Source organism: Paenibacillus lutimineralis (assembly GCF_003991425.1).
Lineage (GTDB): Bacteria > Bacillota > Bacilli > Paenibacillales > Paenibacillaceae > Fontibacillus > Fontibacillus lutimineralis.
The window spans coordinates 4,664,390-4,690,212 of the sequence record NZ_CP034346.1 but is presented as its reverse complement, the minus strand read 5'-3'; the positions used below and the strand labels follow the sequence as shown (position 1 = coordinate 4,690,212).

The 25,823-nt window shown below is 47.6% G+C and carries 20 protein-coding genes; 19 read left to right on the top strand and 1 reads right to left on the bottom strand.

The window, feature by feature from the left end:
- The first annotated feature begins 19 nt into the window (after window positions 1-19).
- From mqnC to EI981_RS20870, 15 genes are all read left to right on the top strand, one after another.
- Window positions 20-1,156 carry a cyclic dehypoxanthinyl futalosine synthase gene (mqnC, locus tag EI981_RS20935; protein ID WP_127001534.1) on the top strand — a complete coding sequence of 379 codons (1,137 nt, stop codon included), beginning with the start codon at window positions 20-22 and terminating at the stop codon, window positions 1,154-1,156.
- Window positions 1,157-1,310: 154 nt separating this feature from the next.
- On the top strand, window positions 1,311-2,228 hold the full coding sequence (gene ytxC, locus EI981_RS20930; RefSeq protein ID WP_162616237.1) for a putative sporulation protein YtxC: 918 nt from the start codon (window positions 1,311-1,313) through the stop codon (window positions 2,226-2,228).
- A gap of 467 nt (window positions 2,229-2,695) precedes the next feature.
- The gene (thrS, locus tag EI981_RS20925) at window positions 2,696-4,633 is read left to right on the top strand and encodes a threonine--tRNA ligase (protein ID WP_127001530.1); all 1,938 of its coding nucleotides are present in this window, start codon (window positions 2,696-2,698) and stop codon (window positions 4,631-4,633) included.
- Window positions 4,634-4,764: 131 nt separating this feature from the next.
- On the top strand, window positions 4,765-5,508 hold the full coding sequence (locus EI981_RS20920; protein WP_269467557.1) for a 3D domain-containing protein: 744 nt from the start codon (window positions 4,765-4,767) through the stop codon (window positions 5,506-5,508).
- A gap of 543 nt (window positions 5,509-6,051) precedes the next feature.
- Entirely contained in the window at window positions 6,052-6,207 is a 156-nt protein-coding gene (locus EI981_RS29300; RefSeq protein ID WP_193556393.1) for a hypothetical protein, read from the top strand.
- A 260-nt stretch (window positions 6,208-6,467) separates the two neighbouring features.
- Entirely contained in the window at window positions 6,468-7,481 is a 1,014-nt protein-coding gene (liaF, locus tag EI981_RS20915; RefSeq protein WP_127001528.1) for a cell wall-active antibiotics response protein LiaF, read from the top strand.
- A gap of 4 nt (window positions 7,482-7,485) precedes the next feature.
- Window positions 7,486-8,532 carry a sensor histidine kinase gene (locus EI981_RS20910; RefSeq protein ID WP_127001526.1) on the top strand — a complete coding sequence of 349 codons (1,047 nt, stop codon included), beginning with the start codon at window positions 7,486-7,488 and terminating at the stop codon, window positions 8,530-8,532.
- Window positions 8,525-9,178: a response regulator gene (locus EI981_RS20905; protein ID WP_127001524.1), complete on the top strand. Its 654-nt coding sequence runs from the start codon at window positions 8,525-8,527 to the stop codon at window positions 9,176-9,178. The genes EI981_RS20910 and EI981_RS20905 overlap by 8 nt, the downstream gene beginning before the upstream one ends.
- Window positions 9,179-9,315: 137 nt before the next feature.
- Window positions 9,316-10,941 (top strand): S1C family serine protease, encoded by a 1,626-nt coding sequence (locus EI981_RS20900; protein ID WP_127001522.1) that lies wholly within the window; start codon window positions 9,316-9,318, stop codon window positions 10,939-10,941.
- Between the two features lie 220 nt (window positions 10,942-11,161).
- Window positions 11,162-11,851 (top strand): response regulator transcription factor, encoded by a 690-nt coding sequence (locus EI981_RS20895; RefSeq protein ID WP_127001520.1) that lies wholly within the window; start codon window positions 11,162-11,164, stop codon window positions 11,849-11,851.
- Between the two features lie 4 nt (window positions 11,852-11,855).
- Window positions 11,856-13,304: a sensor histidine kinase gene (locus EI981_RS20890; RefSeq protein ID WP_127001518.1), complete on the top strand. Its 1,449-nt coding sequence runs from the start codon at window positions 11,856-11,858 to the stop codon at window positions 13,302-13,304.
- A gap of 84 nt (window positions 13,305-13,388) precedes the next feature.
- Entirely contained in the window at window positions 13,389-14,336 is a 948-nt protein-coding gene (locus EI981_RS20885) for a 4-hydroxy-3-methylbut-2-enyl diphosphate reductase (RefSeq protein ID WP_127001516.1), read from the top strand.
- A 355-nt stretch (window positions 14,337-14,691) separates the two neighbouring features.
- A complete protein-coding gene (gene aroF / locus EI981_RS20880; RefSeq protein WP_127001514.1) occupies window positions 14,692-15,735 on the top strand; it encodes a 3-deoxy-7-phosphoheptulonate synthase in 1,044 nt (347 codons plus the stop codon).
- 250 nt (window positions 15,736-15,985) lie between these two features.
- On the top strand, window positions 15,986-17,410 hold the full coding sequence (glnA, locus tag EI981_RS20875) for a type I glutamate--ammonia ligase (protein WP_127001512.1): 1,425 nt from the start codon (window positions 15,986-15,988) through the stop codon (window positions 17,408-17,410).
- Window positions 17,411-17,695: 285 nt separating this feature from the next.
- Entirely contained in the window at window positions 17,696-20,425 is a 2,730-nt protein-coding gene (locus EI981_RS20870) for a GH36-type glycosyl hydrolase domain-containing protein (protein ID WP_127001510.1), read from the top strand.
- Window positions 20,426-20,451: 26 nt separating this feature from the next.
- On the opposite strand, the gene pepT is transcribed toward EI981_RS20870, so the two are convergent.
- Window positions 20,452-21,690, bottom strand: a complete 1,239-nt coding sequence (gene pepT / locus EI981_RS20865; RefSeq protein WP_127001508.1) for a peptidase T — start codon at window positions 21,688-21,690, stop codon at window positions 20,452-20,454.
- 350 nt (window positions 21,691-22,040) lie between these two features.
- Between pepT and EI981_RS20860 the strand changes: the two genes are divergently transcribed.
- The 4 genes from EI981_RS20860 to EI981_RS20845 all read left to right on the top strand — a co-directional run bounded on the left by EI981_RS20860 (window position 22,041) and on the right by EI981_RS20845 (window position 25,557).
- A complete protein-coding gene (locus EI981_RS20860) occupies window positions 22,041-22,931 on the top strand; it encodes a hypothetical protein (protein ID WP_127001506.1) in 891 nt (296 codons plus the stop codon).
- 160 nt (window positions 22,932-23,091) lie between these two features.
- A complete protein-coding gene (serC, locus tag EI981_RS20855; RefSeq protein WP_127001504.1) occupies window positions 23,092-24,180 on the top strand; it encodes a 3-phosphoserine/phosphohydroxythreonine transaminase in 1,089 nt (362 codons plus the stop codon).
- Between the two features lie 414 nt (window positions 24,181-24,594).
- A complete protein-coding gene (gene trmL, locus EI981_RS20850) occupies window positions 24,595-25,059 on the top strand; it encodes a tRNA (uridine(34)/cytosine(34)/5-carboxymethylaminomethyluridine(34)-2'-O)-methyltransferase TrmL (protein WP_127001502.1) in 465 nt (154 codons plus the stop codon).
- Between the two features lie 252 nt (window positions 25,060-25,311).
- Window positions 25,312-25,557, top strand: coding sequence for an AbrB/MazE/SpoVT family DNA-binding domain-containing protein (locus EI981_RS20845; RefSeq protein ID WP_068780187.1), 246 nt, complete (start codon window positions 25,312-25,314; stop codon window positions 25,555-25,557).
- Window positions 25,558-25,823: the final 266 nt, after the last annotated feature.

Genomic DNA, 25,823 nt, shown 5'->3' with positions numbered 1-25,823 from the left:
AAGTAAGGGAGGGCACTATATGACAGCTATTGATCATATACTTGATAAAGCACTTAAGGGGGAGCGCGTTAATCTGGAAGAGACGATCGCCTTGTTCGAATCTGATGAAGTTGAGAAGATGGGACATGTGGCGAACAATCTGATGGAGCGTAAACATCCTGAGCCATTGACAACATTTGTCATCGGTCGCAACGTGAACTACACCAATATTTGTGATGTCTATTGCCGTTTCTGTGCATTTTATCGTCGGCCTGGATCGGAAGAAGGTTATGTTCTGCCAACAGAGACGATTCTGCAGAAAATCCAGGAAACCATTGATGTGGGCGGAACGGAAATTTTAATGCAGGGCGGAACGAATCCTAACTTGCCATTTAGCTATTATACGGATCTTCTAAAAGAAATCAAAACTCATTTCCCGGACATTACGATGCATTCCTTCTCTCCGGCTGAAATTATGAAAATGAAGGAAGTCTCGGATGGCCTCTCGCTTGAGGAAGTATTACGGCAAATTCATGCTGCGGGCCTGGATTCCTTGCCGGGCGGTGGTGCTGAGATTCTTGATGACCGCACACGGCGGAAGATTAGCCGTCTGAAGGGCTCCTGGAGAGATTGGATGGATGTGATGCAGACCGCTCACAAGATTGGCATGAACACGACCGCAACGATGGTTATCGGATTTGGAGAATCCATGGAAGAGCGTGCACTCCATTTAATGCGTGTACGTGAAGCCCAGGACGAATGCATCCAGAACCAGTATCCTTCGGAAGGCTTCCTGGCCTTTATCCCTTGGACGTTCCAGCCGGATAACACAAACTTGAAGAAGGAGCGACAAACACCGGAAGCATACCTGAAGACGGTAGCGATCAGCCGGATTGTCCTTGATAATATTAAGAATCTACAGTCCTCATGGGTTACGATGGGACCTGAGGTAGGTAAATTATCCCTGCGGTATGGCTGCAACGACTTCGGCAGTACGATGATTGAGGAGAATGTTGTCTCATCGGCAGGTGCAACGTATAAAGTAAATATTGAAGCAATTCTTTCCATTATTCGTGAAGCAGGGAAAATCCCGGCACAGCGTAATACGAAGTATGATATTCTGCGTGTGTTTGATAAGGAATCTCATGTTGAACGGGATTTTGTGATGCAGAATTAGGCTGGAGCCAAGGTCACAGTTAGGTTAATCCAACTGCCGCTGACCTGGTCTAGGTAACATTGGAAAGTCTACCTTTCATTCCATGGGCTTGATCCGTATATCCGTTTTCTCCTCACCATATACTTGTGGAGAGGAAGCGGAAGGGGGAAAGTCCATGGATTTTTTTACAATTCGGATCAATATTGACGGTACAGACTCGGGTGCCCGCTTTACAGAGTGCTTCTCAGGACAAGATCTGTATATTGACTCAGGTCAGTCAGCAATCAGCTACTCCACAGACGGAAAAATCATGGATGTTCTCGTTGGGATATCTGGTGAGACTTCACACGGACACAAGTATCCAGACCCGGTATGGGGCGATGGACATGAACGGTTAACAGAGGGAATCGCACGTTATGTAGTTGAGGTGAAAGAGGCGGGTATTCTGTCCGCAATGCTATCCAGAAAATATTCCTTCGCTTCAGCTGAAGATTATGAAGCAGTATGGAAGCTGAGTTTACGCCTACTTGGAACGGACGAAGCAGGTTTATCTGCCAGACGGACGCGGATGTCCTTAATTAAGAAAGAACTGAAAAAACATTTGCAGCAAAGCGCTTTTGTGCATTTGGATGGTCTAATCACTTTTCGGCTAAGGGAATATATAAACAAACTGGATGAGATTATCGATTATGCGGTGGATGAGCTTCTACTTGATAAGCAATATGAAGAATTCATCGGCCTGCTCCAGTATTTTGTTCATTTTCAGGAGCCGTTGACTCCACTAGTCCACCTGATGCACAAAAAGGATCAAGAATTTGTTGTTTTGGATGAGAAGTTTACGTCGATCCATATTCCTGCCGGTGGAGGCATGGTCGCGCGAATAGCCGATCAGGAGCTGGAGATGGAAAATGCCGTTGTCAGTTCTTTGATTTCTCTAGCACCAGTCCGCATTTTAATCCATACTCCATGGCCGGAGATGCAGATGATCTCGACGATCTGCCAGATTTTTGGAGAGCGGGTGGAGATCTGCTCTCAATGCCCACAATGCACCATGTTCCATCAATCGGAGAGATCGAAGGATCAGTGCACCTAAGCCGCCATAACTAGCCCATTTCCTTGACTGTAGGACAGGATCGCTATATAATTTACACATTAGTTGTAATTTAAGTATGGATTCAAGAAGTCGGTCAAAAGTGACTTTTTGGATTACCTCTAAAAGCGATGACAAAGATATGAACCGGATTTTGAACTGCACAGAGAGAGGGAACTTTGGCTGGAATTCCCTTCGGATTCGATCATGGTTTACCCCTTTGTAGCTGCTGTTCCGAACCATGGGAGAACGGGCTTATAGTTGATTCAGCTGTTGCTCGGTTATCCGGTATTAGGAATAGCCGGTTCATTACCGTTACACAATGCTTAATTAAGGGCTTGTCTTGTTATTAACTTAGACAGCCGAATAAGGGTGGAACCACGGGTAAATCACGCTCGTCCCTTTTACGGGACGGGCGTTTTTTGTATGTCCGCTTCCGGCGGCCAAACAATAAGAGGGAGGAAATGAAAGTGGCAGTATCGATTACTTTGCCGGACGGATCGGTCCGGGAATATGCAGAAGGAAGTACTTTTGAAGATGTAGCGGCGTCGATTAGCAGTGGCCTGCGCAAAAATGCAGTGGCTGGCAAGTTGAACGGGGTTGCCGTTGACCTGAACACGAAGCTGGAGGATGGGGCGAAGATAGAGATCATTACGCTGGATTCGCAGGATGGTCTGGAAATTATGCGCCACAGCTGCGCTCACTTGATGGCTCAAGCCGTAAAACGGTTATTCGGCGGTAAAGAAGTTAAACTTGGTGTAGGTCCTGTGATTGAGGACGGGTTCTACTATGATATGGACCTGGAACACCCGCTAAATCCTGAAGATCTGCAGAAGATCGAGAAGGAAATGGAGCGGATTATTGGCGAGAATCTGCCGATTACACGCCGCGAAGTAAGCCGTGAGGAGGCCATTGTGATCTTCACTGAAATGGGTGACCCTTACAAACTTGAATTGATTCGTGATTTGCCGGAAGGCGAGACTATCTCAATCTATGATCAAGGCGAATTTTCCGATTTGTGCCGGGGGCCGCACGTACCTTCCACAGGCAAGATCAAAATCTTCAAGCTGCTCAGCGTGGCTGGTGCTTACTGGCGCGGTAACAGCGACAATAAGATGCTGCAGCGCATTTATGGTACAGCATTTGTGAAGAAAGCCCAGCTTGATGAGCACTTGCATATGTTGGAGGAAGCGAAGAAGCGCGATCACCGTAAGCTTGGTAAGGAACTCAGCATCTTTACCTTTAATAATTTGGTTGGACAAGGTCTGCCGATCTGGCTTCCAAAAGGGGCAACTCTACGCCGTACACTTGAGCGCTATATTGTTGATATTGAGGAACGCCTCGGCTATCAACACGTCTATACTCCAGTACTCGGTAGCACAGAGCTGTACAAGACTTCAGGTCATTTGGCTCACTACGAAGAGGATATGTTCCCAAGAATGCAAGTCGATAACGAGGAGTTCGTACTTCGTCCGATGAACTGTCCGCATCATATGATGGTATTTAAGAGCGATATGCGCAGCTACCGTGATCTGCCGATCCGTATCGCTGAGCTCGGTATGCAGCACCGTTATGAAATGTCAGGCGCATTGACAGGTCTACACCGCGTTCGTTCGATGACGCTGAATGATGCTCATATCTTCTGCCGCCTGGATCAGATCAAGAGCGAGTTCTCTCGTGTGCTTGACTTGATCAAGCAAGTATATAGTGACTTCGGTATCGGTGAATACCGCTTCCGTCTGTCCTATCGTGATCCGCAGGATACAGAGAAGTATTATCAAAATGACGAAATGTGGAACACAGCACAGCGTATGCTGCGTGAGGTTGTAGAAGAAGCAGGCTTGCCGTTCTATGAAGCAGAAGGCGAAGCGGCATTCTACGGCCCGAAACTGGACGTACAGATCAAGACCGCTCTGGGCAAGGAAGAGACACTGTCCACAGTTCAGATTGACTTCCTTCTGCCGGAACGCTTCGAGCTGGAATATGTCGGAGAAGACGGAGCGAAGCATCGTCCTGTGGTGCTACACCGCGGTATTCTCGGTACAATGGAGCGGTTTACAGCGTTCCTGCTTGAAAACTTTGCTGGCAATTTGCCACTTTGGCTGTCTCCAGTACAAGCGAAGGTCATTCCGGTCTCGGTTCATTTCGAGGAATATGCACGTCAGGTAGAGGATAAATTACGTGCTGGAGGCATTCGTGCCGAGAGTGATCTGCGCAATGAGAAGCTTGGCTATAAGATCCGTGAAGCTCAGCTCGAGAAGATTCCATACATGTTCGTTGTTGGTGAGAACGAGAAGAATAGTGGTACAGTCTCGGTGCGCAAGCGCGGTGAAGGGGACTTGGGCGCGCAGCCACTGGATGATGTACTTGCATCCTTGAAAAATGACATCGCCAACCACACTATTTAATAGATCATATTGTCCGCGCGCTTTGTCACTTCTAGTGATGCGAGAGGCGGAAGCAATACCTTTTTTAAAATTAAATGTATAAATTGCGGCGCATATGGAGAACCTCTTGGAATAAGGGGGAGGTTTTTCGTATGCGCCAAATTATTTTATGGCAAAGAATTGTAATGGTAAGTATTTTGACGGGCTTGCTTCTGCACGGGATTTCACTGGACCATATTCCTGCGGCAGCCAAATCGGCAAATGTGACGAATATATCGTATGCAGATCCATACTATGAACAAAAGAAATATTTCGAGATGATGCGCCTGCTGGAGACTCAATCAAGGCAGGAATCGTTTGGAAATCCAACGGTCCAGCAGCAAACGGTAATGATACCTAAGCCGATGGAAATGATGCAAAGACCGTTACAACCGAAGGTGGATAAAGCGGAGAAGACTGAGCAGGTCAAGAAGAAAATGAAGACGGTCAAGGTGATGGCTACGGGGTATACTGCTGGTTATGAATCGACAGGTAAAAGACCCAACCACCCGGAATATGGCATCACGTATTCAGGAGTTAAGGTACGCCGCGATAAAAATACAGTCTCTACGATTGCGGCGGATCTGAAGGTGTTCCCGCTTGGAACAATTCTATACATTCCTGGCTATGGCTATGGGGTTGTAGCGGATAAAGGCTCAGCGATCAAAGGCAAGAAGATTGATCTGTACTTTAAGACGACTAAACAGGTCTATAAAGAATGGGGCAAGAAGGAAGTTGAAGTTCAGGTCATCCGGAAGGGAAACGGTAAGTTGACGGAGGCTATGCTGCGTGAACTGGGCGAGGCGATGGAGGTTAGTAAGGAGATACCCGAAGACCTCTGGAACAAAACTGTGTAGAGGAAGTTCAAAAATGCGCTTTTGATCACGAAGCAACACGGATAGTTAACTCGGCATCGAATCTTGAATTCAGTCGGGTCTTCCGGTGCTCACGTACCCAAACCGTACGCTGTGCTCCTCAGCCCCTAGCTTCATCCAACCTTCTCGGTGCTGAAAAGCAAATTTTTGAACCTGATTCAATTAGGAAGTTCAAAAATTCGCTTTTGATCACGTAGTTAACACTGAGAGTTTATTCGGCATCGAATCTTGAATTCAGCTTGGCCTTCCGGTGTTCACGTACCCAAACCGTACGCTGTGCTCCTCAGCCCCTAGCTTCATCCAACCTTCTCGGTGCTGAAAAGCGAATTTTTGAACCTGATTTAATTGGGAAATTCAAAAATCCACTTTTGATTGTAGTGAATCAGGAGGTAGTTTTAACCTGGTTTAAAGGTGCATAGTTTCCCTGAACTCCTTGCATAATAAGGATGGTTCGTTGTAAAAGAACGTTCCGTTAAGTCGATAAGAGAGATTTCTTGTCGCGAAAGTGCAAGGGAGGTGAAATCAGTGCCAAATCAAAATAAAAACAAAGCAGCTTCTCCTGGTTATAAAACTCCTAACGAGAAGTTCAATGCCGAGTTCGCTGAGGAGAACATGACAACAACAACTGCTAAAAAGGTTTCTCGTAATGTCAAACATAAACAAGGCTCTCATGTGCAATAACTGAGAGATTCAACGAGTTTTACAGGGCACCCGTTAGGGTTGCCCTTTTTTGTGTAATTGCCTGCTGGCGGCTTCAAAATTCCTATAAAGTCTTGCCTTAAAGGATTCATTTATAAAGTTACGATTCAGTCTGTAAAAAAAAGTAAAGCGACTCGGTCTTGAGACCGATAGCATGTTCCATCCCGCGCCGCTGTTGCTTGTCATTGAAATGCGGTACACTGTTGTTACAGTAGATGACGAGTATGATGGAGGGAACGAAAATGAAACATAATTACATAGGTCGCTTGATCGGCGGGCTAGTATTAATATCAATCGGCAGCATCTTTATTTTGAATATGCTGGGCTATACAGATATAAGTATAGGCTATCTGTTCGGAACATTTTGGCCAGTATTTCTTATTCTTGGTGGTATCGCGAGTTTCGCCAATGGAGACAGACGCGGAGGTAGCTTGATCGGCAGTTTAGTTCTGATTGTGATCGGTGGTTATTTCCTAGCCAGGAACTTGGATTTGGTACAGGTTGACCCCGGCCAGTTCTTCAAGTTTTTCGTACCGCTCGCACTGATCATTGCCGGTATTAATTTACTATTCAAGCCACGTTCTCCGAAGTTTAATCAGCCTCCGTTCCCGCCTCCGGCACCTCCGAAGCCGCCGGTTCCGCCAATTACGGAGATGGAATCGTCGCTGGACTCAATTTTTGAATCGATGGAGAAGCCAAAGAAAGAGAAGAAAATGGGACCGGGCAATTTCGATTACGATCATTTTGGCGACAGTCAATTTGATATGAAGCAGCAGGGGAATGGAATGCATGGATCCTACGATCCAGAGGGAATGAATGACAAATCAGGTTGGAAAGAGCAGTTTCAGAAGAAGTTCAACGGTTTTGGTTCTAAGGAGACGCTTAATAAATCAGGATTCGTTGGCGATGTTCATATGGGTCAGGAGTATTTCCAGCTTCAGCCAATGAACATATCCCATTTTATCGGAGATACAATTATCGATTTAACCAAGGCACAGATTCCTTACGGTGAGACGAAGATTAACATTTCAGCATTTATTGGCGATGTGAAGATCTTCGTACCAGATGATATGGATGTCGGCGTTGTAGCTGTATCGAGTGCATTTATCGGTGACCTGGCCGTCTTCTCCCAGAAGCAGGGCGGGTTCATGAGCAATATTAAAGCGCAGACTCCATATTATAATGAAGCTAACAAGAAAGTGAAGCTGATCGTCAGCGTGTTTATCGGGGACGTTAAAGTAAATATGGTGGGTTGATTATATGATCGTTCAACGAATTCTAAAAAATACAAAATGGGAGCTGCTCGGATTCTTCCTGTTGACAGGCAGTCTGGCAGCCATTGCTTCTTATATCGGTGTTAGGGCGGGGATCATCATCATTGGTGATCCCTATGTCTGGTTCTATGAGACGATAGCGATCGTCGTGTTAACACTAATTATCGGTTATATCGCTGGCCGTCGTATTCAGGGACGGATCGATCTGCTGCATCTAAATATGCTTCAGGCCGCAAAGGGCAATTTATCCGTACGGATGCCTGATACACTGGATCAATCCTTTGCCGGGGTATATCAGGAGTTCAACAATATGACGGATGCGGTGGAGAAGAAGATGAAGCTCCTGCAGCAGCTTGGTGAGCAGGAGGTTGTTGAGAAGGAGCAGGCGGCTGAGCTTGCGGTGCTGGAGGAACGGCGCCGGCTGGCCCGTGACCTGCATGATACAGTCAGTCAGCAGCTATTTGCCATTCATATGGCCGCATCCTCGCTTCCCAAAGTGTTGGAGAAGAATGAAGCCCAGGCACAGACGGTGATGGAGCAGCTGATCCTAATGTCGAATACGGCGCAGAAGCAGATGCGTGCATTGATCGCCCAGCTCCGCCCGATGGAGCTCGTTGGCAAGTCGCTTGCAGAAGCGCTCGATCAGTGGTTCCCTGATTATTGCCGGCAAAATGGGCTAAAAGGAATGAAAGACCTTGATATTCAAGGAGGCATATCAGAAGCCAAGGAACATCAATTGTTCCTAATTATTCAAGAAGCGATGGCCAACATTGTTAAGCATGCCGGTGCTAAGGTAGTCAGCATGTCGCTCAAGGAGGGACCAAGACAGGTCATTCTCAGTGTGAGCGATGATGGCCAGGGTTTCAGCAGTACCACCCAGAGACCGGGATCTTATGGACTAACCACCATGCGTGAACGGGCCGAGAAGCTTGGCGGTCATGTTGAGATCATAAGTAAGCCAGGAGCGGGGACGACCATCCGTGTGCATATTCCGAAATTTGAGACGGGAAAAGAGGCGGCTGTAAATGAGTGATAAAATTAAAGTGATGATTGTTGATGATCATGATATGGTTAGAATGGGGCTTAAAACTTATTTAATGATGGATCCCCTCTTTGAGGTTATCGCTGAAGCAGGAAACGGAAAAGAAGCGGTTGACTTTATGAACGCTAACCCGGAGAATGCATTGCCTGATATTGTATTAATGGATCTTATGATGCCGGTTATGAATGGAGTAGAAGCAACAAGGGCGGTACTAGAGCGTTATCCGCAAATCAATATCGTCATACTGACGAGTTTCATAGAGGATGATCTGGTCGTACAGGCCGTGGAAGCTGGGGCGGTTAGCTACTGTCTCAAGACGGTATCCGCAGATGAACTTATTCATGCCCTGCAGCAGGCCAGTCGCGGTATGCCGGTGATGACGGGGGAGATTGCTCAAGCGCTAACACGCGGCCTTCGTCAGCGAACGGTACAGGGCGATGATACAGATCTTACAGAGCGCGAGAAGGAAGTACTGTTGCTTATTGCCGAAGGGAAGAGTAACAAAGAGATTGGAGAAGAACTGCATATTAGCATCAAGACAGTCAAGACCCATGTCAGCAATTTGCTGATGAAATGCGATCTCGAAGACCGTACTCAATTGGCCATTTTTGCTCATCGTCAAGGGTGGGTTAGTTAACTTCCAGCTTTTATCTCCTTTTTAATTGTTTTTAAGGTATGTTTAAGGTTCTTGGTACAAAATAATAAATGTAAACGAGATAACAACTCAACAATCAATCACCCCTGTAGTACCAAGGGGAAGGAGGTATATCAATCATGGAAGAGGATAAAAACAAATCGGGTCAACCATTCAAAGAGAATGAAAGTGATAGATCGCAAGGAACTCAAGACTCCGGAGCTTCTTACTATTATTCTTACGGTCCATTCCAATCCTATAGCAAGGAGCCGGAAGGAACTAGCACCAGTAGTTACTTGGGCAGCGAAGGCCCATCACAGGATGTTGAAATTACAAGACCGCAGCCGGTGAAGCCGCTGCCTAGCACATATGGTTACCGTTCCTCGACTGAGGACGCTGGCGCATTGAATGGAGACGGGGGAGGTTCATTACCTCCAAAAAATTCGGGCAACTGGCAGTTCAATAAGCCGAAGAAGAAATCCTCTGCAAAATCCATTATCGCTGCTTTCCTGGCTGGCATGCTGATCATGGGCGGTGGGATGGCGTTCGCAGACTATGCTCACCTGTTCACAGGAAATTCATCCGAACCAACTGTAGCTGAACAGAATATGAATCAAGGCAGTAACGATACTACAGCTTCGAAGGCGTCGACTACATCTTATCCGGTGGCAGGTTCTACAGATGTTGCTGGTGTTGTTAAGGAAGCCGGACCGGCGGTTGTTAAGATTGAGACACTGGTTAAGGCTGGCAAGCAGTCAAGCCGGAGCAATTCTTACAGTGATGATCCGTTCTATCGTTTCTTCTTCGGTGAAGATTCGAATAACGGAGGTTACGGCAACGGCAACGGCAACGGCAATAGTGATGGCGGTGGTTCCTCGTCCAATTCGAATCAATTGGTTCCGACTGGCATCGGTTCAGGGTTCATCTTCGATAAGAGCGGCTATATTCTGACCAATGAACATGTGGTCCACAATGCCGATGTAGTTCAAGTAACGGTACAGGATACCGAGAAACCATATGAAGCCAAGGTACTTGGCACGAGCTATGAGCTTGATCTCGCCGTGCTAAAGATCGAGGGCAATAACGACTTCCCGTCCATCCCACTTGGAAGCTCTGACAACTCGCAGGTAGGCGATTGGTTAGTTGCTATCGGGAACCCGAAAGGCTTCGATCATACCGTCACAACGGGCGTACTTAGCGCAAAAGAGCGCAGCATTACCATCGCTGGTGAGAACGGAGAGAAAGACCGTGAGTATGAGCACTTGCTACAGACGGATGCATCGATCAACCCCGGCAACTCCGGCGGTCCGCTCTTGAACTTGAATGGTGAGGTTGTAGGGATTAACGTTGCAGTTAGCGCGGATTCACAAGGTATCGGATTTGCGATTCCGACCAGTACGGTCAAAGAAGTTATCGATAAGCTGAAGAATAACGAGAAGATTCCGGAAAAACCAGTTCCATTCATCGGCGCTACACTGATGACGATGAGTGATGAAGTGGCTGCCCAAATGGGTTCAGATGTGAAGGAAGGCTCGGTGGTATCAAGCGTTGTGTTCAAATCACCAGCCTATAATGCAGACCTGCGCCCGTACGATATTATTACAGGAGCCGATGGTAAGAAATTTGCCACCAAGGAAACGCTGATTGACTATATTCAGAAGCAAAATGTCGGTGATGAGGTTACCTTCAATATTGTCCGTGACGGCAACAAGATGGATCTGAAGATTAAGATTGGCAATAAGAACGACTTTTCGAACGTTCAGTAATAGTGCGTGTCCAAAAAGTTTGGTTTTCAGCACCTGAACTACCTCTTATCGGCAGGTCGATGCGTCTGATTCTAGGCGTAAGGAGGCGGCGGGCCCTTGGGCCTGCCGCCTTTTTGTGACAAGTTTAAGTTTGGGCTTGAATTTTGATAGAATATATATAGAGACTTGAGCCATAATTTCTTGATCATTACATATGGCTCTTGATCAGAGGAGGTTGCTTATGAGGTCAGTTATTCTAGTTATCGATGATGATGAGAAAATCACTTCAATGCTGCGGCGTGGCCTGGCATTTGAAGGGTATGATGTATATACGGCCCAAAATGGTGCGGAGGGCTTATCTATGGTGATGACGGCAGAGCCGGATATGATCATCCTGGATGTGATGATGCCGAAGGTGGATGGCTTCGAGGTGTGCCGAAGATTGCGCGAAGGCGGTAGTACGGTGCCAGTGCTAATGCTGACGGCCAAGGATGAAGTGGAGAGTCGCGTTAAGGGGCTGGACACTGGGGCGGACGACTATTTAGTGAAGCCGTTTGCACTTGAGGAGTTGTTAGCTCGGGTCCGTGCGCTGCTCAGACGGAAAGATCAAGGGGGCGGCGAGAACGGCGAGCATCGCTTGATCTTTGAGGATATTATTATGGATCTCGATTCACGGGAAGTCATTCGTGGCGGGAAGAGACTGGAGCTGACTGCGAAGGAATTCGATCTGCTGCATCTGTTCATGCAGAATCCGAAGCGCCTCCTAACTAGAGATCTGATTATGGATAAAATTTGGGGCTATGATTACAGCGGCGAGTCCAATGTACTTGAGGTCTATATTGCCATGCTAAGGCAGAAGACGGAGGAGTTCGGCGGGAAACGCATAATTCAGACGATTCGCGGAGCCGGTTACATTCTGAGAGGAGACTAAGAGCATGTCGATAAGATTACGGCTCACGGCTTGGTATACTAGCATATTAGCAGTCGTATTGATATTGTTCGGAGCTTCGTTCTATGGATTGATACGCTTCTATACGTATCAGGAAGTAAAGAATCGGCTGGAGGAGCAGGCTAATCGGATTCAAACTTTAATTTTGGATCCAGTGAATCTGGACATCTCTTTAGAGCCCAGCCAAAATAATCGCTTGGAAGATGCGCAAATTTTTGCGCAAATCTATAACGATGTGAAGAAGAGTATTAACCGATCGAATAATATGCAGGAATTAAATCTTCAATTTCCACTACCTAAGGGGCCGCTTAAAAATGGTAATGGATATCAGAGCATTCGGATCGGTGAGAATTCATTTTTACTGTATCAGACCGTTTTACAGTATAAAAATACGAATATTGGTCTTCTCCAACTTGGTGCCTATACCGGGGCTGAGGAACGATTGCTGGGGTTGGTCAGAAGTGTGTTATTATTTGGGTCATCGATTTCGCTTATTTTTGCTGCAACACTGGGTATGTTCCTGGCTCGTCAGTCTATGGCACCGATCGGTAAAGTTATTGAGGCTGCTAACGGAATCCAGACTGGAAATGATCTGAGTGTACGAATAGATTATGAGGGTCCGGACGATGAGATCGGCCAATTGATTGGTACGGTCAATCGAATGTTAGAGCGCACTGAGGGATTCTATAACGAGCTGGATGAAGCTTATTTAGCTCAACGCCGCTTCGTCTCCGATGCCTCTCATGAACTGAGGACGCCGCTGACGACGATTCGTGGCAATGTTGACCTGCTGCAGAAGATGTGGGGCCAAGGCGGTGAAAAACGGGTAGAGTTGGATGAAGAGCAGAAGCGGATCTATACGCTGGAGGCGATTACGGACATCGCCGATGAATCGCGGCGGATGAGTAGTCTAGTTAACGATTTGCTGTCGCTTGCCCGCGCTGATGCTGGTAAGACCATTAACAAAAAACCGCTTGCACTCTCTCCGTTAATAGAAGAGGTCATACGCAGAGCACAATTCCTTCCGCGCAATGCAGCCTGGCTGCAAGGAAATCTTGAAGCGGTTAGGGGTGCCGCTGTGATGGGGAATAAGGATTATTTGCAGCAGCTGTTGTTCATCTTTATTGAGAATGCCTTCAAATACACGCTTGAGGGCAGCGTAACGATCGATGCGGCCAGACAGGGAGAACAGATTGGTATCCGCATTACGGATACAGGCATAGGGATGGATAAGAGCGAGATCCCGCATATCTTCGAGAGATTCTATCGGGCTGATCCTTCCCGCGGTGTCATCCAGGGAGTCGGGCTCGGATTATCCATTGCAAAATGGATTATCGATGAGCATGATGGGTCGGTTGAAGTAGTTACCAAGCTGGGCGAAGGGACTTCTTTTATCATCTGGCTTCCAGCTCTCTTTAATGCCTTGCCGGAATAGGCTATAATAGGGAGGATTCGTATTATCCGCTTCTCTCGCTAGAAGAGGTTCTAGGAGAGGCGCACGGAAAGAAGGGAATAATTCATGGAAGTGCTCAAAATTACGCCGCGCGGTTATTGCTACGGAGTCGTCGATGCGATGGTGCTGGCCAGACAGGCTGCACAAAATCTCGATCTTCCGCGGCCTATATATATTCTGGGCATGATTGTTCACAACAGTCATGTGACCCAATCCTTTGAGGATGAGGGCATTATTACGCTGGATGGCCCGAATCGGATGGAAATTCTGGATCAGGTGGAGAGTGGGACTGTGATCTTCACGGCTCACGGGGTATCTCCAGAGGTCAGAAAGCTGGCTCGTGAGAAAGGGTTGACCACGGTGGATGCGACTTGTCCAGACGTGACCAAGACCCATGTATTAATCAAGGAGAAGGTGGCTGAAGACTATGAAGTCGTCTACATCGGCAAGAAAGGCCATCCGGAACCGGAAGGTGCGATCGGTGTCGCTCCTGATAAGGTTCATCTGATTGAGAAGGAAGAGGAGATTGCCGATCTTCATCTGACGTCTGACCGAATTGTCATCACGAATCAGACAACGATGAGCCAGTGGGACATTAAGCATATTATGAAGAAGCTGCTGGAGAAGTACCCAGGGGCTGAGGTGCATAATGAGATCTGCCTGGCCACCCAGATGCGCCAGCAAGCAGTAGCTGAGCAGGCCAGCCAAGCTGACTTGGTTATCGTCGTAGGTGATCCGCGCAGCAATAACTCCAATCGGCTTGCACAAGTATCGGAGGAGATCGCCGGAGTAACGGCATACCGGGTTTCTGATGTGTCCGAGATCAAGCTGGAATGGCTGCAAGGCATTAGCAAGGTGGCGGTGACTTCAGGAGCTTCAACGCCAACGCCGATCACTAAGGAAGTCATCAATTATTTGGAGCAGTATAATCCGGATGATCCGTCCACCTGGGAGATCGTCAGGACGGTCAATATGCAGAAGTTGCTTCCTCCGGTTAAAGTTGCCAAGAAATAAAGCTTCATAATCACATACAATAAATCACGGAGCTCTTTCGTTACTTGAGGCTTTGGGATCGGGAATTTAGTATTCGAGCAGTAGTTCGAATTTGTTGTCATCGAGTTCTCGTATTCCTGCAACCTTTGGTCGAACGAGCTCCTTTGTTATGCGGTTTTTTAAATACGAGATTCACATTTCTATCTTGCTGCAATTTGGCAATCTTGACGGAAGTGGTCCAATAGAGTATATTCTCTTTAACGATTAAAAGCTTAAAAGCGAACAAGCGTTTAAGCGTGACAGTAAAATATTGCTATGGGGGACTATACAAAATATCCCTATATGATGTCAATGGATAAGGAAAGGATGGAATTATATGATCATAGTAACTTCAAATCGAACATCTGAGGAACGGATTCAGGAGATTATAGCCGTTATTGAGAGAGAGGGATTGCAGGTTCATATCTCACGCGGTGAGGATCGTACAGTGATCGGCCTTATCGGAAGTATTGAACCGAAGCTTGCTGAGCATCTGCGGCAAATGAAAGATGTTGAGAATGTTATAAAAATATCCAAATCGTATAAATTGGCGAGCCGTGATTTTCATCCTGAGAATACGGTAATCTCGATCGGTGATGTGAAGATCGGTGGTGGAGAACTGGTCGTCATGGGTGGTCCATGTGCGGTTGAATCACCGGAACAAATTGATGAGATTGCTGGTCTGGTCAAGGCGGCTGGTGGCCAGGTGCTGCGCGGGGGCGCATTTAAGCCGCGTACGGGGCCTTACAGCTTCCAAGGAATCGGTGTGGAAGGACTTGTGATGATGGCCGAGGCTGGCAAGAAGCATGGCCTGCTGACGATTACGGAAGTCATGACTCCGGAATATGTTGATATTTGTGCGGAATATGCTGATATTCTCCAGGTCGGCACAAGAAATATGCAAAACTTCGATCTGCTGCGTAAACTGGGGGCTTGCGGCAAGCCGGTATTGCTCAAGCGGGGATTCAGCGCTACATACGATGAGTTCCTGAATGCCGCTGAGTACATTCTTGCTGGCGGGAATCCGAATGTGATGCTCTGTGAACGCGGTATTCGTACTTTTGAAACCTACACCCGTAACACGCTGGACTTGTCGGCCATTCCGGTGCTTCAATCGCTTAGTCATTTGCCGGTCATTTCAGACCCGAGCCATGGTACTGGACGGCGCGAGCTGGTTGAGCCGATGACGAAGGCTTCAGTTGCTGCCGGGGCGGATGGACTCATTATTGAGATGCATACCGACCCTGACAATTCGATGACCGGGGATGGCGTGCAATCCTTATTCCCGGACCAATTTGCCGCCTTGCTGCAAGATCTAGAGAAGTTAGCTCCGATTGTAGGCAAGAAATTCGACACTCCAAAGGTTGCACTACAGAGCTGATCGTTCGTAAAAGATAAATGATTAGCATTGAATAAACAGGGCCCTCTGTCTTTATGACGGAGGGCCTTTATACTATTTAGCGATAAGTTTGTACTTGATGTAATAATACCTTATTTACCATGTAAAAATACCTTACATCACTATTGACGACATAATTTCATGGTTTTATAATGACCTCAGAATAAATCGTAAGCATGAACATTGAATGTGATAATTGCATTTAATGTTCGTGATCTGGGGAGGAAACAACATGTCAGCAGAGCTTGTAATGAGAACTATCAAGGAAAAAGGGATCGAATGGGTGGATTTCCGGTTTGTTGATCTGTCTGGTCGGGCTCACCATATTACGCTTCCAGCGAAACAGGTTGATGAGGATACATTCGTTAATGGAGTAGCTTTTGACGGTTCATCCATTCCCGGGTTCCGCGGGATTGAGGAATCTGACATGGTGATGATGCCGGATCATGGCGCAGTATACGTAGATCCGTTCACCGCCCATCCAACGTTAAACGTATTTTGTGATATTTTTACGCCGGAGGGTGAGAGATATGAGCGTGACCCACGTAGTATCGCGGTAAGAGCCGAGGAATATTTGCAAGCAAGCGGGATCGGTACGGCAGCTTACTTCGCACCTGAATCGGAATTTTTCATCTTTGATGATGTTCGCTATGAGAATAAGATCAACAGAACCTATTATTCGGTGGATTCTGAGGAAGCGTCCTGGAATTCAGGCCGTACTGAGGAAGGCGGCAATACGGGCTTCAAAATTCCTGTGAAGGGCGGTTATGTACCGGTAGCCCCGACTGACAAGCAGCAGGACATCCGCAGCGAAATGTGCCGTCTGCTTGAAGAGGCTGGACTTGAGGTGGAGCGTCACCATCATGAAGTGGCGACTGCTGGCCAGGCTGAGATCAACTTCCGCTTCGACACACTGCTGAAAACAGCGGATAATCTGATGGTCTATAAATATATCGTTCACAATACGGCGATTCAGTACGGCAAGACAGCGACCTTCATGCCGAAGCCGCTCTTCGGCGATAATGGTAGCGGGATGCATGTGCATCAATCGATCTTCAATGGCGATATTCCGCTGTTCTATGAAAAAGGGGCATATGCTAACCTAAGTGAGACCGCGCTGCATTATATCGGTGGCATTCTGTATCATGCTCCTGCTCTGATCGCCTTCACCAATCCGAGCACCAACTCCTTCAAGCGTCTAGTTCCTGGGTACGAGGCTCCGGTCAACCTCGTATATTCCAAAGGCAATCGTTCCGCAGCCGTACGGATACCAGTCGCTGCTGTTACACCGAAAGGCTGTCGCATTGAGTTCCGGACCCCGGACTCTACCGCTAATCCGTATTTGGCGTTCTCAGCGATGCTGATGGCCGGGCTGGACGGGATCAAGCGCAAGATCGATCCAGTCAAGGAAGGCTACGGCCCCTTCGATAAAAATATTTATGAACTTTCCAGAGCGGAGAAGGAAGGTATTCGCAGTGTACCGGGTTCGCTCGAGGAAGCGCTGAATGGGCTTGAGGCGGACAGCGAGTTCCTGACTGCAGGAGGGGTGTTCACGAACGAATTCATTGCTAACTATATTAAATTCAAGCGGGCAGAAGCCAGAGCGGTAGCAATTCGTGTTCATCCTTATGAATTCGGCCTATATTATGATTTATAGAATGAAATCTAGCTCCCAATGATAGAAGGTGATGAAGCTCTCCGCGGACCGGAATAGAAATAGGTTCAGGGGAGCTTCTTCTTTTTTATTTTGATCTGTGACCACGGATGGATAAAAAATCTCAGTTTATCTTGTTTCAGATTCGTGAACATCCCTTTACATCGGAGAGCCAAGAATGAGATAATATACAAAACGAAACCGGTTTCGAATTATGAGGTAATCGTTCTCGCTTCGAATGAAGTAATAGGTTCTTTATAAGCGACTATTCATGAGGAGGAAGATGGGATGAAGTCAAGGGGATGGCAATATGCAGGGAAGCAAGGGGGGTTCAAGCTTGAACAGCCGGAGGGTTATAGTTATTTGTATTTTCCGTTAGTGAATGAGGCAGGGATGATGTCGTCAATCACTCCAAATTTGCATGGGCAGATTACATCCGGCCATAACCGCTTTCTGACGGAGCCTGTATCGGCCGAGGCACTTCACAATTCAAAGGCGGCACGGAATTTCTGGATTTACACGGAGAAGGAAGGGGCTTGGTCCGTCAGCGGCAATTCTGCGCGGCAGAACGCTCAACAATTTGCCGAGGGCCGCGAGTACAGCCAGGTGGAGGCTGGATTTCTATGGCATCGCGTCACACGCAAGCATGGCATGCTACCGCTAACTGCCGAGACGACGAATTTTGTCCCGGTTACTGAAGATCAAGTTGAATTGATGAAGGTGAAGCTCACGAATACAGGGGATACTCCTATCCGCTTCACTGCCACAACGGCGATTCCATTGTACGGACGCTCAGCCGATGACCTTCGCGACCACCGGCATGTGACCTCCCTGCTACATCGCATCTATACTACTACATATGGCGTTGAGGTACAGCCCTCGTTGTCCTTTGATGAACGGGGACATCGGGTCAATAAAGTCACCTATAGCGTGCTTGGGGCAGAGGATCATGGTAAACGTCCTTCGGGCTTCTTCCCGGTGACTGAGGACTTCGTTGGAGAAGGCGGGGCGTTAGATTGGCCAGAGGCTGTCGTCCTCAACCGAAAAGCGCAGGCAGGCCCAGACGTCCGTTTCGAAGGTTATGAAGCGGTCGGCGGCTTGAGATTTGAAGAGGTGGAACTAGCCGCAGGTGAGTCGAAGTCTTATATTATTGCGATGTTGATTACCGGGGAACGAATTAGCGACGAAGAGTACGCGGCAAAATATTTATCCGAGGCCAGCTTTGACAATTTGCTTGCTCAGAACGAGCGTTATTGGCGTGAGAAGTTGGATACGATCATCTTCCATTCCGGGGACGAGGAACAGGATCTGTGGATGAAATGGGTGACCTTGCAGCCGGTTCTGCGGCGCCTCTATGGTAATTCATTTCTCCCTTACCATGATTATGGCCGCGGTGGCCGGGGCTGGCGTGATCTATGGCAGGACTGCCTGGCTCTGATGGTCATGGAACCCGCGGAGGTCCGTTATTTGCTGCTGAACAATTATGCCGGGGTACGCATCGATGGCAGCAACGCGACGATCATTGGGGCTAGGCCAGGGGAATTCATCGCCGATCGCAACAATATCCCGCGCGTGTGGATGGACCATGGTGCCTGGCCGCTGCTCACGACAATGCTGTATATTCATCAAAGCGGGGATCTCGATTTCCTGCTTCAGTCACAGACCTATTTCCGGGACAGCTTTATTGAGCGCTCCAAAGGGCGGGACACAAGCTGGCTGCCGGAGCAGGGCAACCAGCTGTTGACCTGTGAAGGGGACATCTATGAAGGGACGATTTTGGAGCATATTTTGCTGCAGAATCTGGTTCCGTTCTTTAATGTCGGGGAACACAACAATATCAAGCTGGAGGGAGCGGACTGGAACGACGGGCTTGATCTGGCCCCGAACCGTGGGGAGAGTGTCGCTTTTACCGCCTTCTATGCCAGCAATTTGATAGAATTGTCCGATCTGCTCTTGCAGTTGAAGCATAGATCGGGAATAAATACGATCAAGTTAGGCCAAGAGATTGCAAGGCTGCTGGACAGCTTGTCACATCCGGTCTCTTATGACAGCACAACATCGAAGCTTGCTCTGTTGGACAGCTACTATCAATCGATTGTACCGGCCGTAAGCGGTAAGTTAGTCGTACTTAGCATTGAGGATGTGGTACAAGACCTTAAGCATAAAGCAGAATGGATGATCACACATCTTCGGCGCAACGAATGGGTGACTAGCCAGGAAGGCTATGAATGGTTCAACGGCTACTATAACAATGATGGCCAGCGTGTTGAGGGGGACTGTCCTGAGGGAGTCAGAATGACTTTGACGGGGCAAGTGTTCACTATCATGGGCGGGGTAGCGACCGATGAACAGGTCGATAAAATACATGCCGCAGTGGAGCGATATCTGAAGGATGAGCACATCGGCTATCGCCTGAACTCACGGTTTGGAGGTATTCAGCAAAATCTCGGCCGCGCCTTTGGCTTTGCCTTTGGTCATAAAGAGAACGGGGCGATGTTCAGCCATATGACAGTCATGTATGCCAATGCGCTATATAAACGTGGATATGTGCAGGAGGGATACCAGGTTCTCGATTCGATATATCGGTTGTCCAGTGATTTTTCCGTTAGTAAAATGTACCCGGGTGTACCGGAGTATATTAACGAACGGGGCAGAGGAATGTATACGTACTTGACCGGCTCTGCCAGCTGGCTGTTGTTGACACAGCTTACGGAAGTGTACGGGGTGAAGGGGTACTACGGTGATTTACTGTTGGAACCGAAGCTGATAAGAACACAATTCGATGCTGAGGGCACTGCTTCTGTCGAGACACTGTTCGCTGGGCGAATGCTGGAGGTCGTCTATCACAATCCGCGGCAAATCGATTACGGTCAATATCGTATAGGTGCGGTAAAAATAAATGGCCAGCAGGCAGACCTTAAAATGAATGGAATGGGTTGTCTCATTTCGCGGGAGCTGCTGGACGTGCCGGAGCAAGGCAATCTAGTCATTGAAGTGCTGCTGGAACGAATTCCGTAGTATAGAAGCGCAGGGAGCGCAGTCTGTTAGGACTGCGCTCTCTCTTCAAATTTCTGGATGATTCCGACGATAACCTCGGTCGCCTTGATCATACTATTCACGGAAATGTATTCGAATTTGCCGTGGAAGTTCTCACCACCGGCGAACAGATTCGGCGTAGGCAGTCCCATGTAAGAGAGCTGCGAGCCATCAGTACCGCCGCGAATCGGGGTGATAATCGGTTCGATCTTCAATTCTTTCATAACTTCGGCGGCTACGTTCACGATATCCATGACAGGCTCGATTTTCTCACGCATATTGTAATATTGATCGCGCAGGTCAAGGGTAATTCGATCAGGACCGTATTTCGCCTTCAGCTCTTCAGCGATGCTCTGCATTTTGGTCTTGCGGGTCTCGAATTGTTCGCGGTCAAAATCGCGAATGATGTAATGCAGCCGTGTCTGCTCCACATCACCATTGATCGAGGACAGATGGTAGAAGCCATCATAGCCATTGGTATGCTCAGGGGCTTCCGCAGCAGGCAGCATGGCGTGGAATTCCATCGCAATCTTGGCGGAATTGACCATCTTGCCCTTCGCTGATCCGGGATGAACACTGACCCCTTTGCAGGTTACTTTGGCTGCAGCAGCGTTAAAACTCTCGTACTCCAGTTCGCCTAATGGCCCGCCATCCACAGTGTAGGCAAATTCAGCCCCGAAGGCATCGACGTCGAAGCGGTCTGGACCACGGCCGATCTCCTCATCAGGTGTGAAGGCGACGCGGATCGTGCCATGCTTGATCTCCGGATGCTGGATCAAATAGTTCATCGCGGTCATAATCTCGGCGATGCCAGCCTTATCATCCGCGCCAAGCAGGCTCGTACCATCGGTTGTAATGAGCGTATGGCCTTTGTAATTACTTAGCTCGGGGAACTCACGCGGAGACAATATGATATCACCGGGTTCATTCAATAAGATATCTCCGCCATCATAGGATTCTAAGATCTGCGGCTGAACGTTAGCACCACTAAAGTCGGTAGCGGTATCTAGATGAGCCAGGAAACCGATGACGGGAACATCTTTTACCGTATTGCCCGGCAGGGTTGCCGTGACATAACCGTTGTCATCAAGACTGATATCCTCCATGCCGATGGCTTCCAGCTCCTCCACGAGTTGTCTAGCCAACGTGAGTTGCCCTGGTGTAGATGGGCAGACCAGATTGTCCTCGTTGGACTGTGTATCGACTTTAACATAGGAAGTAAACCTGTTGATAAGCTCGTCTCTCATCGAATTAGCCTCTTTTCATCGATTTAATCACAAAGTGTACATGTTCAAAAAAGGTCGGTATGCGCACCGAAGCATATATCCCTCACATAGGTACGATCTTGAGGATGCCACTTCCTGATTCATTATATGATCACCAAGCGGACTTTTTGAGCAACCTTTATATAAATTGTATCAAACCGGGAAGGCGGATAAAAGTGTGGTAGAAAAACCTCCGTCCGTATTAACGAAAAGAGCGGAGGGAGGTATACTTATTTAATGGGGCTGCCGGAAGTAAAGGAGCCTTAATGAAGCTCGAAGAGGTCAAGATATGGGCTGATGCTTCAGTCCTTGGAGAGGAAGGAAAACAATAGATGGGATATCAATTGAAAAACGATCACCTGATCGTAGATTTTGCTGAGCAAGGATTTTATCAAGGCAAGCGTTTTGATTGGAGCGGTTTTATTACAGGGGTGACCCTAAGGCAGGGCAATCATAGCTTCTGCGTACCGGAGAGCCTTGTTCCCGGACTCGGAACCGGTGGAGCAGGGCTGTGCAATGAGTTTGGCATCGCAGATCCGATCGGATACGAGGATGCCAAGGTCGGCGAGTTGTTTCCCAAGCTGGGAGTAGGTCTGTTGACTCGGGTGGATGAAGAGCCGTATCAATTTCACAAGGAATATCCACTGATTCCTTATCGGCAGGAGGTCACACAGGAAAGCTCGTCTAAACTATGCTTTACGGTATTTCCACAGGAGTGCCGCGGCTATGCGGCCCAGCTGGAGAAGCAGATCCATATTGAGGACAACCGTCTGATACTGGACTACACATTGCATAATGAAGGCAGCAAGACGATCTCTACGACCGAATATAACCACAATTTTCTCGGTATTGACCAGCGTGGGATTGGGTCGGGTTATACTCTGAAGTTCCCGTTCGAGCTTGTTCCTGAAGTAGACGAAGAGGGATCGATGGATAGTCTGTTATTTCAAGACAGTGAAGTTAACTGGAATGATACCCAGGATAGCTGGTTTTATTTCCGTTTGCAGGGCGTAGGCCAAGCCAATGAGCCCCAAGGATGGATCTGGGATCTGTACCACCACGAGAGTCGTGCCGGAGTCAGAGAGATTAGCATATATCCGGTTGATTCTATCGCGGTATGGGGGGAGAAACATGTTATTTCACCAGAAATATTTATTAAGTTGAATGTCGCTCCCGGTGATAGTTATAGCTGGTCCAGAATCTATGAGTTTTACACAAAATAATCATTTCATCTCTATATCTTGGTGAAGCGTTAATGTGTCAATTCTGCGAATTGGTGATATATCATGAAATATCAGCTTGCTGTAGAAAAGAATAGTTGCTATGATTATGCTTATCAAAAAACTACGCAGGTATAAGGGTAAATAGGAGAGGATGGGAGAAATGAGTAAGAGAGCTTATAATTTCAATGCCGGACCGGCTGCACTGCCGCTTGAGGTATTGGAACGCGCGCAAGCTGAATTTGTTGATTTTCATGGTACAGGAATGTCGATCATGGAGATGTCCCATCGCGGGGCTGTGTATGAAGGGGTTCATAATGAAGCATCCAGCCGCCTACTGCAATTGCTGGGCAATCCGCAAGGCTATAAAGTGCTGTTCCTGCAAGGCGGGGCATCGACGCAGTTCGCGATGATTCCTATGAATCTCTTGACTGAAGGCAAGGTCGGGGCTTACGTGAAGACCGGAAGCTGGGCTAACAAGGCGATTAAGGAAGCGAAGCTGATCGGCGAGACTTACGTGGCTGCTTCCTCTGAGGAAGACAAGTACATGTCCGTTCCTGATCTTAGCAACCTCCAATTGCCAGACAATGCAGCTTATCTGCATCTGACCTCCAATGAGACGATTGAAGGCACCCAGTTCACACAATATCCAGATACCGGTAGCGTGCCGCTGATCGCGGATATGTCGAGTGACATTCTGTGTCGTCCGTTCGACCTGACTCAGTTCGGCATGGTGTATGCAGGGGCACAGAAGAATCTAGGTCCTTCCGGGGTAACGGTTGTCATTGCCCGTGAGGAGCTGGTAAGCAATTCTCCTAAACATCTGCCAAGCATGCTTCGTTATGATATTCAGGCAGACAACAATTCACTATATAATACACCTCCATCCTTCTCTATTTACATGGTGAATGAAGTATTACGCTGGATTGAAGAACAGGGTGGCCTGCAAGCAGTTGAGCAGAATAATCGCAAGAAGGCAGACCTGTTGTACAATGCGATTGACAATAGTGGAGGATTCTTCCGCGGTTGTGCTGACCTAGAGAGCCGTTCCCTCATGAACGTGACGTTCCGTCTCGCTAATGAAGAGCTGGAGAAGCAGTTCATTAAGCAATCGGAGCAAGAGGGCTTTGTAGGACTCAAGGGTCACCGCAGTGTCGGTGGACTCCGCGCTTCGATCTACAATGCAGTGCCATATGATAGCATCAAGGCTCTGGTTGATCTTATGAACCATTTCCAACAGCAAAATGGCTAATATCGCTTGAAATCTATCAACCTTCCGTTGCAATGGCGACGGGGGGTTTTTCTTTTAATAGATGTTCAAAAAAGGCCAGTTTTCAGCACCGAAGCTTATGCTTCCGATGTGCGTTTCTTCGAAACGCATCAGTTGGATGAAGCAAGGGCCTGTGGAGCAGAGCTACACGTTTTCGAAGAAAACGACTTCGTAAGTATTTGCTTAGGCCCGGCTGAATTCAAGATTCGATGTCGAGATCACTTTCTGTGTTACTTCGGGATCAAAAGTGGACTTTTTGAACAACCTCTTTTAATATGATTATATTTTAAAAACGATTCTTATACTTTGGGAGCTAAACTGTTATAATAGGTGAGGACTACCCTTAGACAGCTATGGAAAGTACAGATTCTATTATTTGATGAGGTGTTAATCAGCATGGCATTGCATATCGTACTCGTGGAGCCGGAAATTCCGGCGAACACCGGGAATATAGCCAGAACCTGTGCGGCAACGGGGGCTCATCTGCATTTGGTGCGTCCGCTCGGCTTCCGTACAGATGATAAAACGATGAAACGGGCCGGTCTTGATTATTGGTATGCGGTAAATATTGAATATCATGACTCGTTTCAGGAAGTAGAAGAGAAATACGCGGGCAGCCGCTTCTTTTTTGCTACGACGAAAGCGAAGCAGTATTACACGGATCTTGAATTCCGTGACGGAGATTTTCTAGTGTTCGGTAAAGAGACCAAAGGACTCTCGCCGGAGATTCTCGCGGCACATCCGGATACATTAATGAAGATGCCGATGAGCGATAAGGTGCGTTCGCTTAACTTATCCAATTCGGCGGCAATTATTGTCTACGAGGCATTAAGACAGATTGGCTTCCCTGGAATGGAGTAGGCTCGCTTACGGGCTGTTTGATCACCGGGCCGCGCCCGCTAAATTGTCGATACGGACGTTAGATATTAGTCGGCGTGGTCAATTACATAACTCTACGGCTAACCAGTTCCGGGATCGGAGAGACCAGGCGAAGCATTTTTACTGTCGAGATTAGCAGGAATCTGCAAAAAAATAGCGAAATATATATTATTAGATAGGTATTTCGTTCTATTTTTTACATAATAATTTTATGTTGGAGAGGTGTATCGTATCATGAAACCAGCTGGAGTGGTCCGGAAAGTGGATCAACTGGGGAGAATCGTATTGCCTAAGTCGCTGCGCAAAAGATATCAAATGAATGAGGGAGATCCTGTAGAAATTCTTGTACAGGGCGATCATATTATTCTGGAAAGATATCGTCCTAAATGTGTATTTTGCGGCTCTATGGACAATGTTAGCGACTTCAAGGAGCGTTCGATCTGCAATCAATGCTTGGTCGAAATGAACCATTTGACCTAAATGTGTGTGTTCAAAAAGTCAGGTTTTCAGCACCGAGAAGGTTGGATGAAGCTAGGGTCTGAGGAGCGTACGTAGTTGGTACGTGAGCACCTGAGATGTTTCCGTAGGAAACATGACTTCGTAAGCATTCGCTTAGACCCGGGCGAATTCAAGATTCGATGCCGAGTTACTTCTTGATTCACTTCGTGTTAGATATAGAATTTATTCGTTATCAACGGAGTTGATGAAATTCTATATCGTAAGAAAACCTACCTTTGAATCGCGGT

Coding starts and splice junctions, on each gene's coding strand:
- pepT (WP_127001508.1), bottom strand. CDS start 21,690: ATGAGAGACGAGCTTATCAACAGGTTTACTTCCTATGTTAAAGTCGAT.
- EI981_RS20885 (WP_127001516.1), top strand. CDS start 13,389: ATGGAAGTGCTCAAAATTACGCCGCGCGGTTATTGCTACGGAGTCGTC.
- mqnC (WP_127001534.1), top strand. CDS start 20: ATGACAGCTATTGATCATATACTTGATAAAGCACTTAAGGGGGAGCGC.
- EI981_RS20845 (WP_068780187.1), top strand. CDS start 25,312: ATGAAACCAGCTGGAGTGGTCCGGAAAGTGGATCAACTGGGGAGAATC.
- EI981_RS20860 (WP_127001506.1), top strand. CDS start 22,041: ATGGGATATCAATTGAAAAACGATCACCTGATCGTAGATTTTGCTGAG.
- trmL (WP_127001502.1), top strand. CDS start 24,595: ATGGCATTGCATATCGTACTCGTGGAGCCGGAAATTCCGGCGAACACC.
- EI981_RS20890 (WP_127001518.1), top strand. CDS start 11,856: ATGTCGATAAGATTACGGCTCACGGCTTGGTATACTAGCATATTAGCA.
- serC (WP_127001504.1), top strand. CDS start 23,092: ATGAGTAAGAGAGCTTATAATTTCAATGCCGGACCGGCTGCACTGCCG.
- EI981_RS20910 (WP_127001526.1), top strand. CDS start 7,486: ATGATCGTTCAACGAATTCTAAAAAATACAAAATGGGAGCTGCTCGGA.
- EI981_RS20920 (WP_269467557.1), top strand. CDS start 4,765: ATGCGCCAAATTATTTTATGGCAAAGAATTGTAATGGTAAGTATTTTG.
- EI981_RS20870 (WP_127001510.1), top strand. CDS start 17,696: ATGAAGTCAAGGGGATGGCAATATGCAGGGAAGCAAGGGGGGTTCAAG.
- glnA (WP_127001512.1), top strand. CDS start 15,986: ATGTCAGCAGAGCTTGTAATGAGAACTATCAAGGAAAAAGGGATCGAA.
- ytxC (WP_162616237.1), top strand. CDS start 1,311: ATGGATTTTTTTACAATTCGGATCAATATTGACGGTACAGACTCGGGT.
- EI981_RS20895 (WP_127001520.1), top strand. CDS start 11,162: ATGAGGTCAGTTATTCTAGTTATCGATGATGATGAGAAAATCACTTCA.
- liaF (WP_127001528.1), top strand. CDS start 6,468: ATGAAACATAATTACATAGGTCGCTTGATCGGCGGGCTAGTATTAATA.
- aroF (WP_127001514.1), top strand. CDS start 14,692: ATGATCATAGTAACTTCAAATCGAACATCTGAGGAACGGATTCAGGAG.
- EI981_RS20900 (WP_127001522.1), top strand. CDS start 9,316: ATGGAAGAGGATAAAAACAAATCGGGTCAACCATTCAAAGAGAATGAA.
- EI981_RS20905 (WP_127001524.1), top strand. CDS start 8,525: ATGAGTGATAAAATTAAAGTGATGATTGTTGATGATCATGATATGGTT.